Here is a 14,871-nt window from a genome sequence, read left to right as displayed (position 1 = left end):
ATCTAATTCATAACGATGAATATCACTTTGAGGAGGAATATCAATGTCAATATCTAATTCCCTTTTGAAACAAGGCCCTCAGGTTCAGGCCAGGTATAGCGATAATAACGGGATTACGTTAGCCTGGAATATGGAAGAGAACATGGAGGTGGAGGCAGTTTACCATTCTGTTCTACCGGAATTGATTGAATCCAGCAGCACGCAGCTTGATATACAGATCGACCCGGCAGGAACCGTATTTACGAGAACGGTGTCTCCTGGCCGAAACTATTATCATGTGAAGTTCACGAATGGGTCGATATCAACCATTAACGATCGCATGATTTACACCGATGGAGTAATTAATTTCCGTGATATGGGCGGTTATCTCACAGAAGATGGTCGTACAACTCGATGGGGAATGCTGCTGCGGTCTTCTGATCTGCATGAGCTTAGTGAGCAGGACCTGCATACGGCCACTGCGCTCGGTATTGACTGGATTTGTGATCTGCGCAGTGATTTTGAAGTAGCTAGCCGTCCAAGCCCAGCCATTGGCCATGCGATCAACACGAATATTCCCTTTATGGCGGAAGCAAGTCCTGAGGAAATGCAGAAGATCGGACATGATCTGCATGCAGGCTACAAAGCCATGATCTTAAATACGGACAAATGTGCACTTATCCTAAATGAACTATTAAAAGAAGAGCGGGATACCTCCTTGTTCCACTGTGCAGCCGGCAAAGATCGGACCGGAGTCGTATGTGCAGTGATCCTTCTTACCTTGGGTGTGCCGCAAGATGTAGTTATTGAAGACTATGAACTGACGAATCTCGCGGTGGATGGACTCATGCAGCGCTTCCTCTCCGGAAGCAACAAGGATTATCAAAAATACATGGATCAAATGCCTGAACTTAAGGGAGTGATTCCGGAAATGATGAAAGCGGCCTTTATACAAGCGGCACTTGAAGCAGTCGACGAAAACTACGGTTCTTTTGATCAGTATCTTAAAGAGGGACTAGGCATTAGTGCCGAGCAAAGGACAGCTCTTCAAAACAAATATCTGGTTTAAAAAAAGGAGTCCAGACACTGGGATACAGTGTTGGACTCCTTCTTGCCTCAGTCTGGTTGCATAACTTCTCCTAAGACTGGTAATATAGGATGAAATGTGTAGATCGCGTTAAAATTCAAATGAAGTCCTCATCAATGAGAGAAAGGGAATATAATATGAACAAAATATCGCTTGTCGATACAGCATATATGATGCTTCGTAAGCGAATGGTTTGCGGTGAATTAATGCCCGAAACCCTGCTTTCAGAGAACGAATTGGCGGAGGAGTATCAAATGAGCCGTACACCAATCCGTCATGCCATTGCTCGCCTTGAATCAGAAGGTTATGTGACTTCTCTCAAAAATCGTGGTGTATTGGTCAAGGATGTAGGCGGTAAGGAATTTCTTGATCTGATTGAACAGATTCAATCCATGCTTTTTTACTGTTTCGAAATGATGAAAAACCCGAACCGAGAGATCTACTTAAATCTTGAATCACTTGCAGCTCATGTTGAGGTCCAGCGAACCGCTGAGAAAAGGAATGACTATGCCTTATACACCGAACATCATTTTCTTTTCATGCGGGAGATCGTTGAATCCTTGAACAATGGCGTAATGCTGAACACATTTGACTCGTTTCGGGATAAACTTTACATGTACTCCATCGTCCGCTTCAAGCGAACTCCGCATATCAAACACTACAGTGCGATCGGAATTAATCGGGATACCCTACACGCATTATCCAGTAATGATTATGAGGCAGCTCAAGAGGTTGTGTTATCCCTCATTCCTATAACCAGAGAACGCATGCTTGTTACAGGGCAATTTTGATTTTGAAGTTAGTGGGTGGATTGCTAACGTCAATTCTGCTGAACTAAAAAGCGGCTGCCTTAACGGGCAGCTTATTTTGTTAGGGGAAGGTTTGGAAAATGATTGTTGTAGGAGTACTGGGAATTAATTGCTGCATTAGGATCAAAAAACATGCTTCGATGCTCATATGACTTAACTGCATTCTATATAAAGATACTGTCAGAATTTAAACTCAATTAATATTTACGTAACAACGGTTGGGTGCTACAACGGAATGATCCGCCAATGCTCCTGGAAATTAATAAATCTACAGTCTCAACGTTATGGCATAACGATTGAGGCTCTCACCAATCAGAGTAAAGGAAGGGTTCAACACATTTAATGAATCTTTGGAGGTTCAGACTTCATCGTATCGTTAAGGTGGGTCACAAAAACACCTTCGTTCGGGTTCGGGCCAGGGTTATTTCGAAACATTTTCGCTTTTTCGACCAGAACTTTATCTGTATCCGTACCAAGTACCTTTATCGTAGCATCAATGAATGACGAAAGTGGCATCGCACGCGGTTCATCGTTGTTGCTTTGAACCCACGGGTGTTGATGACAATATAGTACGTTAGGGAAGTATGGAAAAGAATCTAGATAAACAATATACTAGCTATATAGTTTCTTGGTGAGGTGAATATCAAATGAATGAAATCGATGAATCAAAACAAATTGTATTACAAATCGGCGGTGCATTGAAAAAGTACAGAAAAGAAAAAAACATGACCTTAGACGACTTATCGGAATTAACGGGCGTAAGCAAACTTACTCTGGGAAATATCGAACGTGGCGAGACAAATCCAACTTTGGCAATGATATGGAAAATTTCAAAAGGAATATCTTTACCGCTTTTGGCTTTGTTCAAATCTGAGAAACCTGTTAGTTTGTATCGAGCAGGCGAGGGATTGCGGTTTTCTAATGATGAAAAAAACTGGATCATTGAACCAGTCTTTAAAAGCGACGATATTGAAATGTGTCGGGCATACTTACAGCCAAATAGCTCGTATTACCCTGAAGGTCATCATGTGAATACAACTGAAATTGCGACAGTAATGACTGGTTCCATTGAGATACAAGTCAATGGTGAGATTTACACATTGAACCAATATGATACGATCAGTTTTCGTGCAGATTATCCTCACTCTTATACCAATCATATGAATAGCGAAACAGTGCTCCATATATCTTTAAAATATGGTTTCTAAAAGTCGAAAGTCCACTTATTAAATACAACTCCGAATTCCATGATGGGAATTCAGAGTTGTATTTTTGTTTTTAGATTAGTTTTAGTATATCTTAAAATATTTATTGTTTATTTTAGTATATTATAATATACTTTTATTATTCGCGCGGATGTTAAAGCAAAGTTTTTTATTCAGCAGGAAGCAAAATATAATTACTTAAGAATTCAGGAAGGAGAAATGAAGAATGCCGAATAAACAAACAAACGTACCGCCCTCTATAGGGCTGATCATTCTCGGCATTATTATTATTGCAGCTAATTTACGTACTCCCTTAACCTCAGTCGGTCCTTTAGTGAGTCTTATAAGGGATGACGTTCATATTTCAAATACATTAGCAGGCCTGATCACAACGGTACCCTTGCTTGCCTTTGCTTTATTATCGCCTCTTGTACCAAAATTAGGACGGAGGTATGGGGTTGAGCGTATCATTTTGATTGCCCTAATCTTTCTGACAGTTGGTATTGTAATACGATCTTTATCTGGCGCAGTTAATCTGTTTATTGGAACAGCAGTTCTTGGATTCGCCATTGCCATATGTAATGTATTATTGCCAAGTATAATCAAAAGGGATTTCCCAACTAAAATTGGCTCCATGACAGGAGTTTACTCCATTTCGATGAATTTATGTGGAGCAATCGCATCGGGAATCAGTGTACCGCTAGCCATGAACGCAGGGCTAAAATGGCAGGGAGCATTGGGAATATGGGGGATTCTAAGCTTTGTATCGATCCTCGGTTGGTTACCCCAATTAAGAAATCAAACGAAACAAACAGCCACGACGAGTCAACAAATGGCAAGCAACGATGTGAATGTTTGGCGATCCCCGCTTGCTTGGCAAGTAACCTTGTTTATGGGTATACAGTCTATGGTTTTCTATGTGTTGATCGCATGGTTGCCTGAAATTTTAAAGCAGCAAGGCATTGACTCCAACCAATCTGGATGGTACCTCTCGATCATGCAGTTAGCGATGCTTCCATTTACCTTTATTGTCCCTGTTATTGCCGGGCGCATGTCTAGCCAACGTTTGTTAGTGGTCATCACAACCACTTTGCTTTTGACTGGGACGCTCGGACTTCTTTACGGAAGTTCTAATGTCATTCTGTTGTGGATCGTCATACTCGGAATTGGTGGAGGCTTCGCCTTTAGTTTAGCCATGATGTTTTTCGGGTTACGCACTGAAAATGCGCATCAAGCAGCGGAACTATCTGGCATGGCCCAATCGATCGGATATCTTCTTGCCGCAATAGGTCCAGCCCTTATAGGATATCTGCATGATGCAACAAATAGTTGGAACCTGCCACTTTTCATTCTTCTTGGGGCTTCGGTCTTACTCTTTTTAGTTGGTATGGGAGCAGCAAGTAATCGTGTTGTAGGTAGTCGAAATGGTTACGAACTGCCACGGAAAGGATGATAACGATGTTTGACAAAATTATGGTGGCCATTGATAAATCTGAAATAACGAACAAACTCCTTGATGCAACCGTTGAAATAGCCCAATATAAACAAACTCAAGTTACCTTGGTTAATGTCAGTCAGGATTATGTGTTGAGCGGCATGACATATGTACCAGAGAATTTTTTGGAAGACATACTGAACGAAATGGAAAAAGCGAGTTTGGAACAGTTGCACCAAGCCAAATCTAAATTAAAGTCTGCGGGGATTAACCCGGAAACTGTTCAGCTTAAGGGAGATCCTGGGCATGAAATATTGAATTATGCAAGGGATACCGAGCAGCAACTTATTATTATCGGAAGCCGTGGGCTAAGGGGCATAAAAGAAATGATGCTTGGAAGTGTCAGTCACAAGGTTTCACAGCTATCAAGTTGCCCAGTCCTCATTGTACATTAACTCCTCCGGGAACTGGGGAACGTTCATAGTATAAATAAGTGTTAGAAATCATTCCGCCTGGGGTTCAAACAGAACTCATGACAGATCTCAAAGACAATCCGCATACGATGCATCTTGAAGCATTGGGCCCGTATGAAGGAGCCTTTGTAATCCAGGTTAACGATATGATGACTCAGGCACCTACAGATCATTAATTCGATCCTTAGACTGTGAAACTCAATACCTTAAAACAAACAAAAGCCCGCAACGACGCGGGCTTTTGTTTGTTTTAAGGTATTATTCCGAGGAACAAGATATAAAAAGGTACCTGCCTTAAGACAGATACCATCTCTATAGAAATCAAGTATACATTACCTGCCGGGAATTTCATTCAGCGAGTGTTCTTGTTCCTCCAGCAGTCGTTTCAGTTTTTGGCGCTGCCGTTTTTCTTTCTGACGGCGCTCTCTGTCCTCAGCTTGCAGAGCCTTGAGCAGGGAGAAACACATACCAATAAGAACAACAGCGAACGGCAGTGCGGCCACAATGGAGGCCGTCTGGAGACCGTTCAGCCCCCCGCTGATCAGTAGTACTACCGCGATGGCGGACTGCATGATTCCCCAGGTTAATTTCACTCTCGTACTCGGATCCAGCTCGCCATCTGAAGACAGCATACCCAGCACAAAGGTAGCCGAATCAGCCGACGTAATAAAGAAGGTCATGATCAGGAGTGTAGCGATGAATGCTATGATCGTACCCAAAGGAAGCTGCTCCAGTGTAAGGAATAAAGCGGTTGTTGTATCTTCTTTGACGGCCTCCGCCAAATGGGCGGCATTAAACAATTCGAGGTGAAGTCCTGTTCCGCCGAAGACGGAGAACCAGATAAATCCGAACAAGCTTGGAAAAACCATGACGTAAATTACAAACTCCTTTATGGTTCTTCCTCTGGATACCCTTGCGATAAACGTGCCAACAAAGGGAGCCCATGCGATCCACCATGCCCAGTAAAATAACGTCCATGCTCCAATCCAGGTTTCTCTTGAGAACGGTGTCAGTCTCAAACTCATGTTAATAATATTCTGCATGTAACTGCCCAAGGTTGTCGTGAATGTGTCAAATATAAAAGAAGTCGGTCCAGTCACCAATACAAATACCATCAATAGCACAGCTATAACCAGGTTGGTGTTGCTCAGAATCTTAATACCTTTATCCAGACCGGAGGTTGCAGAGATCAAAAACAGTACGGTTACAATTGAGATAATGACAATCTGGGACATCGTCGAGTTTGGAATACCGAATAAGTAATTCAGACCCCCACCGATCTGAAGCGCACCCAATCCAAGAGAGGTTGCAACACCGAAGATCGTTGCAATGACTGCGAGAATATCAATGATCTTACCAAGCCAGCCTACAGCAAGACGTTCACCTATCAGCGGAATAAAGGTGGAACTGATCAGCCCTTTGTACCCTTTCCGGAACTGGAAGTAAGCGAGCGCCAAACCGATGACGGTATAGATAGCCCAAGGATGCAGCCCCCAGTGGAAAAAGGAATAACGCATTGAAAGTCTTGCTGCTTGCGTTGTTTCGGGTACCGCGCCCTCCGGTGCAGATAAATAGTGGGACAGCGGTTCAGCAACTCCCCAGAAAACCAGCCCAATGCCCATACCAGCGCTAAACAGCATGGACAGCCAGGAAACCGTAGAATATTCCGGCTCATCATCGTCATCCCCCAGCCTAATACCGCCAAATCGGCTGAACGCCAGATAGAAAGCAAAGATCAGGAAGAACAGTGTCGCTAGCAAATAAAACCAGCCAAAATTCTGAATAGAGAAGTTGTAGGCAACATTAGCCACATCCGCCAGCTGATCAGGAGCGACGGCTCCCCATATTGCAAACAGTGCAACGATGATAATTGTGATTGTAAATACCATGATGAGACCTCCATTATGTAAGCTTCAGCCAACTGTTCCTTAGTATGTGCTAGTCCAGCTTGTTATATTTCGGAAAGCCAGCTGTTGATAAAATAAAACAAACCGTCGTGTAATGAAACACCGGTCGGTTTGTTTTGATCTTGCCAGCATAATATATATTGCCTATATTCTCTTGTTAATCTGAGATAAGGAAGGAGATAGGGTGATAGGGATGACATTGGAGAATGCTACATTTATCGACTGTACTTTAATTAGATTCATATGAAGGCAGAGACCCGTCTGATGTGGATCGGGCCATACACATGATATGTGAATTTAACTATCGGGAAACGATAGCTCAATAAAACCAAAGGAGGCAGCGGATCAACATGATCGGCTGCCTTTTTTGCTTCTCAGAAATACAGTTTCTTTGTCGTTATTGTTTAGGTTTTATCGATTACAATGGATAATTTGTAGTTAGCATAATTGTTTAACTCTAATAAAAATTGGTTTAACGCTTCATTACTTGGAAACCTACATTCAAGCAGATAGCATCCATCACCGCTTATTTTGTAATTATTTAGGATGTGATCTTCTTTAGAATGAATAAATGAAAGAAATGGTTGATGGTGTGTATCTTTAATATAGATATTTAGAAATGCATACGTAAAACATCCTAATTTTGCGTGATTAACTTTAATGCTGTATCCCTCTATAACTCCAGTATCCTCAAGTTTTTCTACCCGGGCTGCTGCTGCAGGTCCAGTTAGATGAACTCTTTCCCCTAATTCTTTCATCGTAATTCGACTATTTTGGCTCAGCTCTTCAATAATTCGTTTATCTGTTTGATCCAAATCAAAAGCATCTCCTTTAAAAAATAAAGTAAAAAGACCAATACACTTTATTTAATCTGTGTATTTGAAGTTTGCATCTAGTATAAACTTATCATTGTCAACAAACAAAATTAAAAAACAGAAGGAGAATTATATATAAATATGCACATCCAACTCGTTCGAAATGCAACAATCATTGTTCATTATGCAGGTAAAAAGTTCCTAATCGATCCATTTCTCGCGGACAAGGGTCTATATGATCCATTCTCGGCGGGGATCGGAGAGGATTTGAGAAATCCTATAATTAACTTGCCCATGTCCGTTTACGATATCATTAAAGATGTCGATGCTGTTATTCTGACTCATTTGCATCTGGATCACTACGATGATATAGCCAAAGCAGTGCTTCCAAAAGGCATCAAAGTTTTTGTACAAAACGAAGAAGATGCCAAACAAGTTGAAAGTGACGGTTTTCAACAAGTAGAAGTACTTACTGAAGATACGCTTTTTGAAGGGATTCAGTTAATTAAAACAAAAGGCGAGCACGGCAGAGGGAAAGATTTATTAAAAATGATGGGACAGGTATGTGGTGTTGTCTTCAAACATGCCAATGAGAAGACGTTGTACCTTGCCGGAGATACAGTATGGTATGAAGTTGTCAAAAATGAAATCAGTTCCCACACGCCTGAGATTATCGTGTTGAACGCTGGAAATAATAGTTTCCATGATTGGGGCTCCCTTATAATGGGCAAAGAAGATGTTTACGAGGTGCATAAGGCGGCTCCCAACGCCAAAATTATATCAGTCCATATGGAAGCCGTTAATCATTGGACATTATCTAGAAAAGAACTAAAAAGCTTTGGAGAAGAAAAGGGATTCACCTCTAGCTTATTAGTTCCCGAAGACGGCGAATCGTACACTCTTTAGGAGGATGTTATGAACCACACGAATCCTAAACTGTGGACGAAAAACTTTATTATTCTTTCGTCTGTCAATTTCATCATGACATTAATTTTCTTTTTATTAAACGCGACGATCACTCTTTATGCCATTAATGAATTTGATGCATCAACCGGCCAAGCTGGTATCGTCGCAGGTATTTTTATTATCGGTTCTTTATTAGGGCGTTTGTTTACAGGACGTCGTATACCTTCCAAAAAAATCTTGATGACCAGCTTGTTTTTATTAATTTTAACAACATTGCTTTATTTCGTTAATCTCAATGTTAACTTTCTCATCTTAAATCGGCTTTTAAACGGGATCACAGTGGGTATTATATCTACAATTGTGAGTACGGTTGTTGTATTTAGCCTTCCTGCATCACGAAAAGGTGAAGGGATAAGTTATTTTGCAATTAGTACGGCCTTGGCCACAGGAATCGGTCCATTTATTGGTTTAGTTTTGAGTCGAAATTCAAACTTTGATATGATTTTTTCTTTAAGTCTATTGCTTGGAATTTTTAGTTTAGTAATCGCACTTTTTCTGAAGTTTCCCGCAACATACAAGATTAAGAAGCACAATAAAAAGGGAATAAAAATCTCTGACTTTATTGAGCCAAAAGCAATGCCGATCGCAATTATTATTTTTTTCATGACTTTTTGTTTTTCCGGTATAGTTTCATATTTAAATATTTATGCTTTGGAGTTAGGGTTAATAGACACAGCAAGTTTCTTCTTTATGGTATATACTTTTTTTGTCTTAATATCACGACCTTTTACTGGACGAATAATGGACAAAAGAGGAGCTAACATTATCATATATCCGGCTCTTATTATATATGGAGTAGGGATGCTTCTTTTAAGCTCAGTTAACAATAGCTTTACATTGTTATTGGTAGGAGCATTAGTTGCATTGGGATTTGGTAATATTTCTTCCGTAACTCAAGCTATAGCCATCAATTTAGCTGAACCTCACCGAGTTGGCTTAGCAACTGCGACGTTCTTTATATTTTATGATCTAGGGAACGGATTTGGCCCATCTATTATCGGTTTGATAATTCCAGCTACAGGATATAGTGGTTTGTATGTAATACTCGGATTAATTGTTTTAGCTACATTTTTTCTATATTACATGTTGTATGGAAAGAAAGAAGGTAAAATCCAAAATCAAGTGGTGGACTAAGGAGGCAGTCGGTCAAGAGGACCGGCTGCTTTTGTTCATGATTACAAAAAGGAGCAACATTCCCGTTTAGTAGACAGGGTATTTATGATGCACATGCTTTGAGTGAAACCCACCACGCTGTAAGTAAAATTGTCATTACATTTTAGAAAAGGACCGTAAGTGTTCATCTTCCATCGATGAATGCTTTCGGTCCTAATGAACGACGATATCGGTTTCCGCCTCTCTTGGTTAACGTCTTCGGAAGGCTCCCCCGCGTGCCAGCGCGAAGAAGATAAGCAGGGCAATAATCGAGCCAACAATGGCTGGAATAATATGAAATCCGCCAATCACCGGACCCCTTGGTCCCAGCAATTCCGTTCCTAACCAGGAACCGATAAAACCCGCAATAATGTTCCCAAGTACACCGCCCGGTACGTCCCGCCCAATCAAGTTGCCGCTTAACCAGCCAATAAGTCCACCAACAATGAGTACCCAGAGCAAATCCATGGATTGTTCTCCTTTCTTCGGGGTTATTACAAGTTATGTTGGGTTCGTTTGAATATACCTCATCTTCCTGCTGGTGGAGGAATCTAAATCGCCTGTGCTAAGATGGGTTAATAGTTGTTTGAAGCTGGTGAAAACAAGGCTAGATAGGGGTGTACCGTTGAAGAAAATCCTAGTCATTGATGATGAAATCGCAATTCGAGATTTAATTGAGCTGGTGCTAAGGCGAGAAAACTACGATGTGCAGACCGCAGAGGACGGCAAAACGGGCTTGCAGCTGCTCGACTCTTTTCAACCCGATATAGTGGTACTTGATCTGATGCTGCCAGACTGCTCCGGATATGACTTGTGTAAGGAGATTACTGGAAATCGTGCCATTCCAGTGATCATGCTCTCTGCCAAAAATGAGGTGATCGACAAGGTATTGGGACTAGAGCTAGGGGCGGAAGATTACATGACCAAACCCTTTGACAATCGTGAATTGCTCGCTCGGATCAAGGTGATTCTGAGAAGAAACGAGAGCAAGCAGGAATCAAGTGAAGGAACAGAAGTGAAATCTACACGCATCATTCATGAAGAGCTGACATTTGATCTGGAAAGCCGCAGGGTGCTGAAAAACGGTGTACCCGTGTCTTTAACGGCCAAAGAGTTTAAAATTCTGGAAACGTTACTCAAAAGGCCAGACAAAATCTTTACCCGGGATGAGCTGCTGGAGATCGGATGGGGATATGACTTTATGGGAGACAGTCGCAGTGTGGACATGACCATCATGCGATTACGGAAGAAACTGGAGGATAACGCGGACGAACCGAAGTATGTCAGGACGATCTATGGATTTGGCTATCAACTTGGAGGTGGCGAGGCCTGAAGTATGCAACCCGGTTACTGCTGAATTATTTATTTTTCTCCATACTTTCCTTTGGTATCATCATTTTTGCGGTGAATAAAGCCATCGATTACTATAGCTTCATTACCATTGAAAAACAGATGATGGAGAAGGCGGATCTGTCCGAGTTGTCCTTCCGTGAGGTGTTGGCACAGCATAGGTCATCTTCAGGAGAGCCCCAGACCAAGGAAATTGTCAGACTTGCTCTAGAGAAGCTGAAAGCTTCAGGCAAGGAAGTACGTATCTATGACAGCTCCAAGCAGTTGCTGGGCTTGGCTGTGGATGGCATCATCATTAATGATGGCAAACCTCTTATTTTTGAAAAGAATATTGAGAAAGCCCTGAGCGGCAGTTATGCCTACACCGTAACGGAAGATCATTTGCTTTATTTTGCCACTCCCATTCAGGATCAATACTACCAAAACGCTTATGTGTATGAGTTCGTGGAGGACATTTCCTATTTTTATGCGATTATGGATCAAATCCGTTATATCCTGTTTGCGGGTGCAGGCGGATTTATTGTGCTGATTACGTTATCCAGTCTGTGGATTGCCCGCAACACAACCAAGCCGATTAAGCTGTTGCTTGGCGCTGCGCAAAGTTTCTCTAGACAGGAGTTTCGGAGAGTTCATCTAAACCGGAAGGATGAGCTGGGCATGCTGGCAGATGGGCTGGATTCCATGGGGCGGCAGCTTCATGATTACATTCAGTACCAGAAACAATTTGTCTCCAACGTATCTCACGAGTTAAAAACACCCTTGGCAGCCATTCGTGGTTTCTCTCAATACTTGGTTGAAGGGGAGACTGAGAACAAGGAGCTGCAAAAAATCTATGCTCATCTGCTGCAGGAATCGGATCGGCTGACGCGCTTGATTAATGAACTGTTGTTGCTATCCCGATTCGACAAGGCTGGTTCTAACGAACTGGAAGCCCGGAAGACGGAAATGAACGAACTGATTCAGCAAGTCGCAATGAGTATGGGTGCCAAGGCCAAAGATAAAGAAATCGAGATTAGGTTCAGGGAGGCGGAAGCGGAACCGGAGGATAAGCTTCAGACGAGAATCCACGCTAACGTGAATCCAATGCTGATGTCCCATGCGATCGCCAACCTTGTGGACAATGCCATCAAATATTCAGGCAGTCCATCGCTAATCGAATTGAAGTTGGAACATACGCCTAGCGAGGTAGTTATACGGATACATGATCAAGGGATCGGTATCGCGGGCGATGAGCTGGAGAAAGTGCAGGAACGCTTTTACCGGGCGAAAAATGCAAGTACAGCGAACGGTTCAGGTCTTGGACTTTCTATATGCAAAGAGATTGTAGAGCGGTTTAATGGATATATCGACATGGAAAGTCAAATCGGGGAAGGAACGACCGTTACGATTGTTTTGCCTCGTGCGTAGACCTACATCTAAACCCAAGCCTAAATAGGTAACGTTACAAGATTGGTACATTTCTGTTATAAGACTAACAAATGTTTTATTTATAATCACTTCATAAGAACAAATCACACATTTATGGAGGGATCATGATGAAGTTAACCAAGAAAGCTGCAGGTTTTATCATACTAGGTGCTCTACTAACGGTGGCATTAACAGGCTGTCAGTCCAGTGATGCTACATCTCCAGCAACCGGACAGAACACAGCGAATGAACAAAGCAAAGGCGAAGGAGCAACCAATTCTCCTACGCCTGCTTCCGAAAGTTCGGAAGAAAAGGGTACTGAAGCTATTAAAGAAGGTTCGATGGAGAAGGAAGGCAATGTGGTTCTGAAGGAGCTTGCTTTTGTCTATAATGAGCACACCATCGCTATTTCGGATACAGCGAACGAAGATCAGATGGAACAGATGCTGGGCAAACCGGATAACCTGAAATCTCATACGTACAGTGCCGACGATGGAACCAACATGGATACGTTAATCGGTTTTACAGAAAAGGTCTATACGTATCCTGGTCTGGAGATTAAAACAATCAGTATACCGGAAGGAAAACAAGACTCCATCTTTCATATCGAAATCACAGATCCTAAGTACACGACAGTGCGAAACATTAAAGCAGGAGATAGTCTGGATACACTCAAAGACGCCTACCCGGAGGGGAAACTGCTTGGTGATGGAGCCCCTAATGAGGAGGATGACTTCCGTTACGAGCCATCCAATTATGTGGATGTGATGTCGTTTCATATCAAAGAAGCCAAGGTGGAGAGCATTCAGATCTACAGCCTTCTGGATTAATATTTAGTCGATAGACAAGAACGTAGTCCTATTGAAGTCGCTAATTTAGCGGCTTTTTTGCTTTGATCGGTACAATGGGATGCCATGGCATACACAGGGTAGGATCTGATACCAGTAAAGAAAACGTAACGATTGTCCTAAGTATACGATTGTATAACAAAGCGAAAGGGTCATCCCTCATAGGATGGCTCTAAAACTTGCTGTTACAGACAACACGGAGGACAGTATCATAAACGAAGAAGGTCGATTGAACTAAAGGGAAACAATAGTTCCATGAAACCAAAGGAGACCGCCGATCAACAGGATCGGTGGCTTTATTCGACTACAGGTCAGTAAAGTTTAGTTATAATCAACTTTTATCACCATAAAATAAAGTTCACTTGGTAAAATTGTGAAGTAAAAATCACATTAACTGGAGTGGATACTATGCTTTCTGAAGAAGATTATGCGAAGGTGGCGAAAGAAGCTTTACATCAATACCCAATCTATTGGGAAAAACTTGTGTATCTCGGAAAGAGTGATAATGTTACATTTCAAGTTCAGAACGATGATCATCAAAAGTTTCTTATCAAAATCCATATCTCAACAATTTCCATTCAATCAAAAAAGAATATCGCATCAGAGCTTATTTGGCTTGAAGCTTTGGTTAAAGATACAAATCTCGTCGTACCTGCACCTGTTAGAAATCTTCAAGATGATCTGGTAACAGAAATCTCAACTGATCTTAGCGAAAATACAATCATGGTGACTATCCATCATTGGATTCATGGAAGCGTACTTCAAAGAGAGCCAACAAGTAATGAAACTGAAAATTTAGCTCTCTTAATGGCGGCTCTACATAAACATTCTATGCAGTGGAATGCACCTGAAGGCTTTAATAGACCAATATACAATTCTGATCATTTATATTCATCACTTAATCAATTAAAACGGTTAGTAAATTTAGAGCTTATCTCAAGCGAAGTGTTTGTTCATGTGGAAGAGTCAGCACATAAAATAGCAAATGTGATACAAAATTATAAACGTTTGCCAAGTAACTGGGGAGTTATTCATTCTGACCTTCATGAGAGTAACTATGTATTTTATGACGATACTCCTCAACCTATAGATTTTTCGAATTGTGGCTATGGCTTTTATTTATTTGATATGGCTGAAACATTTTTGCATCTTTCATCTGATAATAGGAAAGTATTTATTTCATCGTATAGCAAAGTAAATCAACTGGAAGAGAATTATGTCGAGTTATTAGAAGCATTTTTTATTTGGTCAATCATTAGGACTTTCGCATTCCATTCTCTAAATCCAAATGAACAACAATCCTTAGCGGCAAATTTTCCATCAGTTATTGAAAACTATTTTAGGAAATATCTTAAAGGAGAAAAATTTTTGTTAAACTAAGGAGCAGGTTAGTGTAATTTCCCGTTTTAGATAACGTTATAATATAAACAGAGTTCAA

General features: G+C 41.4%; 14 protein-coding genes and 2 pseudogenes. 12 read left to right on the top strand and 4 right to left on the bottom strand.

All coding sequences use genetic code 11. The features are described 5' to 3' along the window. Positions 1 to 43 precede the first annotated feature (43 nt). Both AC4G47_RS14860 and AC4G47_RS14855 read left to right on the top strand, forming a co-directional pair. Positions 44 to 1,048 (top strand): tyrosine-protein phosphatase, encoded by a 1,005-nt coding sequence (locus tag AC4G47_RS14860; RefSeq protein WP_491106555.1) that lies wholly within the window; start codon positions 44 to 46, stop codon positions 1,046 to 1,048. 155 nt (positions 1,049 to 1,203) lie between these two features. Further along, positions 1,204 to 1,857, top strand: coding sequence for a GntR family transcriptional regulator (locus tag AC4G47_RS14855; RefSeq protein WP_458127104.1), 654 nt, complete (start codon positions 1,204 to 1,206; stop codon positions 1,855 to 1,857). Between the two features lie 357 nt (positions 1,858 to 2,214). Here AC4G47_RS14855 and AC4G47_RS14850 read toward each other — a convergent pair. After that, positions 2,215 to 2,427 (bottom strand): annotated as a pseudogene (locus AC4G47_RS14850) (short-chain dehydrogenase); the annotation flags it as partial. A gap of 95 nt (positions 2,428 to 2,522) precedes the next feature. Here AC4G47_RS14850 and AC4G47_RS14845 point away from each other — a divergent pair. From AC4G47_RS14845 to AC4G47_RS14835, 3 genes are all read left to right on the top strand, one after another. Then, a complete protein-coding gene (locus AC4G47_RS14845; protein ID WP_458127105.1) occupies positions 2,523 to 3,083 on the top strand; it encodes a helix-turn-helix domain-containing protein in 561 nt (186 codons plus the stop codon). 223 nt (positions 3,084 to 3,306) lie between these two features. After that, the gene (locus tag AC4G47_RS14840) at positions 3,307 to 4,533 is read left to right on the top strand and encodes a CynX/NimT family MFS transporter (protein WP_491106554.1); all 1,227 of its coding nucleotides are present in this window, start codon (positions 3,307 to 3,309) and stop codon (positions 4,531 to 4,533) included. A 5-nt stretch (positions 4,534 to 4,538) separates the two neighbouring features. Then, the gene (locus tag AC4G47_RS14835) at positions 4,539 to 4,970 is read left to right on the top strand and encodes a universal stress protein (RefSeq protein ID WP_336758152.1); all 432 of its coding nucleotides are present in this window, start codon (positions 4,539 to 4,541) and stop codon (positions 4,968 to 4,970) included. A 350-nt stretch (positions 4,971 to 5,320) separates the two neighbouring features. On the opposite strand, the gene AC4G47_RS14830 is transcribed toward AC4G47_RS14835, so the two are convergent. Both AC4G47_RS14830 and AC4G47_RS14825 read right to left on the bottom strand, forming a co-directional pair. Next, on the bottom strand, positions 5,321 to 6,877 hold the full coding sequence (locus tag AC4G47_RS14830; RefSeq protein WP_491106553.1) for a glycine betaine uptake BCCT transporter: 1,557 nt from the start codon (positions 6,875 to 6,877) through the stop codon (positions 5,321 to 5,323). A 422-nt stretch (positions 6,878 to 7,299) separates the two neighbouring features. After that, positions 7,300 to 7,710, bottom strand: a complete 411-nt coding sequence (locus tag AC4G47_RS14825; RefSeq protein ID WP_491106552.1) for an Lrp/AsnC family transcriptional regulator — start codon at positions 7,708 to 7,710, stop codon at positions 7,300 to 7,302. Positions 7,711 to 7,851: 141 nt separating this feature from the next. Between AC4G47_RS14825 and AC4G47_RS14820 the strand changes: the two genes are divergently transcribed. The 3 genes and pseudogenes from AC4G47_RS14820 to AC4G47_RS14810 all read left to right on the top strand — a co-directional run. Further along, the gene (locus AC4G47_RS14820; RefSeq protein WP_336758156.1) at positions 7,852 to 8,616 is read left to right on the top strand and encodes an MBL fold metallo-hydrolase; all 765 of its coding nucleotides are present in this window, start codon (positions 7,852 to 7,854) and stop codon (positions 8,614 to 8,616) included. A 9-nt stretch (positions 8,617 to 8,625) separates the two neighbouring features. Further along, positions 8,626 to 9,810 carry an MFS transporter gene (locus AC4G47_RS14815; RefSeq protein ID WP_336758158.1) on the top strand — a complete coding sequence of 395 codons (1,185 nt, stop codon included), beginning with the start codon at positions 8,626 to 8,628 and terminating at the stop codon, positions 9,808 to 9,810. Positions 9,811 to 9,860: 50 nt separating this feature from the next. After that, positions 9,861 to 9,956 (top strand): annotated as a pseudogene (locus tag AC4G47_RS14810) (NADP-dependent oxidoreductase); the annotation flags it as partial. Positions 9,957 to 10,038: 82 nt separating this feature from the next. On the opposite strand, the gene AC4G47_RS14805 reads toward AC4G47_RS14810, so the two are convergent. Then, positions 10,039 to 10,296, bottom strand: coding sequence for a GlsB/YeaQ/YmgE family stress response membrane protein (locus AC4G47_RS14805; protein ID WP_024630063.1), 258 nt, complete (start codon positions 10,294 to 10,296; stop codon positions 10,039 to 10,041). A gap of 157 nt (positions 10,297 to 10,453) precedes the next feature. Here AC4G47_RS14805 and AC4G47_RS14800 point away from each other — a divergent pair, with 157 nt between their 5' ends. From AC4G47_RS14800 to AC4G47_RS14785, 4 genes are all read left to right on the top strand, one after another. Then, complete coding sequence (locus tag AC4G47_RS14800) at positions 10,454 to 11,161, top strand: response regulator transcription factor (RefSeq protein WP_491106551.1); 708 nt, start codon at positions 10,454 to 10,456, stop codon at positions 11,159 to 11,161. A gap of 71 nt (positions 11,162 to 11,232) precedes the next feature. Beyond that, the gene (locus tag AC4G47_RS14795; protein ID WP_491106550.1) at positions 11,233 to 12,585 is read left to right on the top strand and encodes a sensor histidine kinase; all 1,353 of its coding nucleotides are present in this window, start codon (positions 11,233 to 11,235) and stop codon (positions 12,583 to 12,585) included. A gap of 125 nt (positions 12,586 to 12,710) precedes the next feature. After that, complete coding sequence (locus AC4G47_RS14790; protein ID WP_491106549.1) at positions 12,711 to 13,415, top strand: hypothetical protein; 705 nt, start codon at positions 12,711 to 12,713, stop codon at positions 13,413 to 13,415. 426 nt (positions 13,416 to 13,841) lie between these two features. Next, entirely contained in the window at positions 13,842 to 14,813 is a 972-nt protein-coding gene (locus tag AC4G47_RS14785; protein ID WP_491106548.1) for a phosphotransferase enzyme family protein, read from the top strand. Positions 14,814 to 14,871 lie beyond the last annotated feature (58 nt).

The sequence above is a fragment of the Paenibacillus sp. Negev47 genome (assembly GCF_058313655.1).
Note: the sequence above shows the minus strand (reverse complement) of the source record. Positions and strands in the feature narration are given on the sequence as shown.

Excerpts from the sequence above, each read along its gene's own strand:
- AC4G47_RS14860 (WP_491106555.1), top strand. The coding sequence starts at position 44 with ATGTCAATATCTAATTCCCTTTTGAAACAAGGCCCTCAGGTTCAGGCC.
- AC4G47_RS14855 (WP_458127104.1), top strand. The coding sequence starts at position 1,204 with ATGAACAAAATATCGCTTGTCGATACAGCATATATGATGCTTCGTAAG.
- AC4G47_RS14845 (WP_458127105.1), top strand. The coding sequence starts at position 2,523 with ATGAATGAAATCGATGAATCAAAACAAATTGTATTACAAATCGGCGGT.
- AC4G47_RS14840 (WP_491106554.1), top strand. The coding sequence starts at position 3,307 with ATGCCGAATAAACAAACAAACGTACCGCCCTCTATAGGGCTGATCATT.
- AC4G47_RS14835 (WP_336758152.1), top strand. The coding sequence starts at position 4,539 with ATGTTTGACAAAATTATGGTGGCCATTGATAAATCTGAAATAACGAAC.
- AC4G47_RS14830 (WP_491106553.1), bottom strand. The coding sequence starts at position 6,877 with ATGGTATTTACAATCACAATTATCATCGTTGCACTGTTTGCAATATGG.
- AC4G47_RS14820 (WP_336758156.1), top strand. The coding sequence starts at position 7,852 with ATGCACATCCAACTCGTTCGAAATGCAACAATCATTGTTCATTATGCA.
- AC4G47_RS14815 (WP_336758158.1), top strand. The coding sequence starts at position 8,626 with ATGAACCACACGAATCCTAAACTGTGGACGAAAAACTTTATTATTCTT.
- AC4G47_RS14805 (WP_024630063.1), bottom strand. The coding sequence starts at position 10,296 with ATGGATTTGCTCTGGGTACTCATTGTTGGTGGACTTATTGGCTGGTTA.
- AC4G47_RS14790 (WP_491106549.1), top strand. The coding sequence starts at position 12,711 with ATGATGAAGTTAACCAAGAAAGCTGCAGGTTTTATCATACTAGGTGCT.
- AC4G47_RS14785 (WP_491106548.1), top strand. The coding sequence starts at position 13,842 with ATGCTTTCTGAAGAAGATTATGCGAAGGTGGCGAAAGAAGCTTTACAT.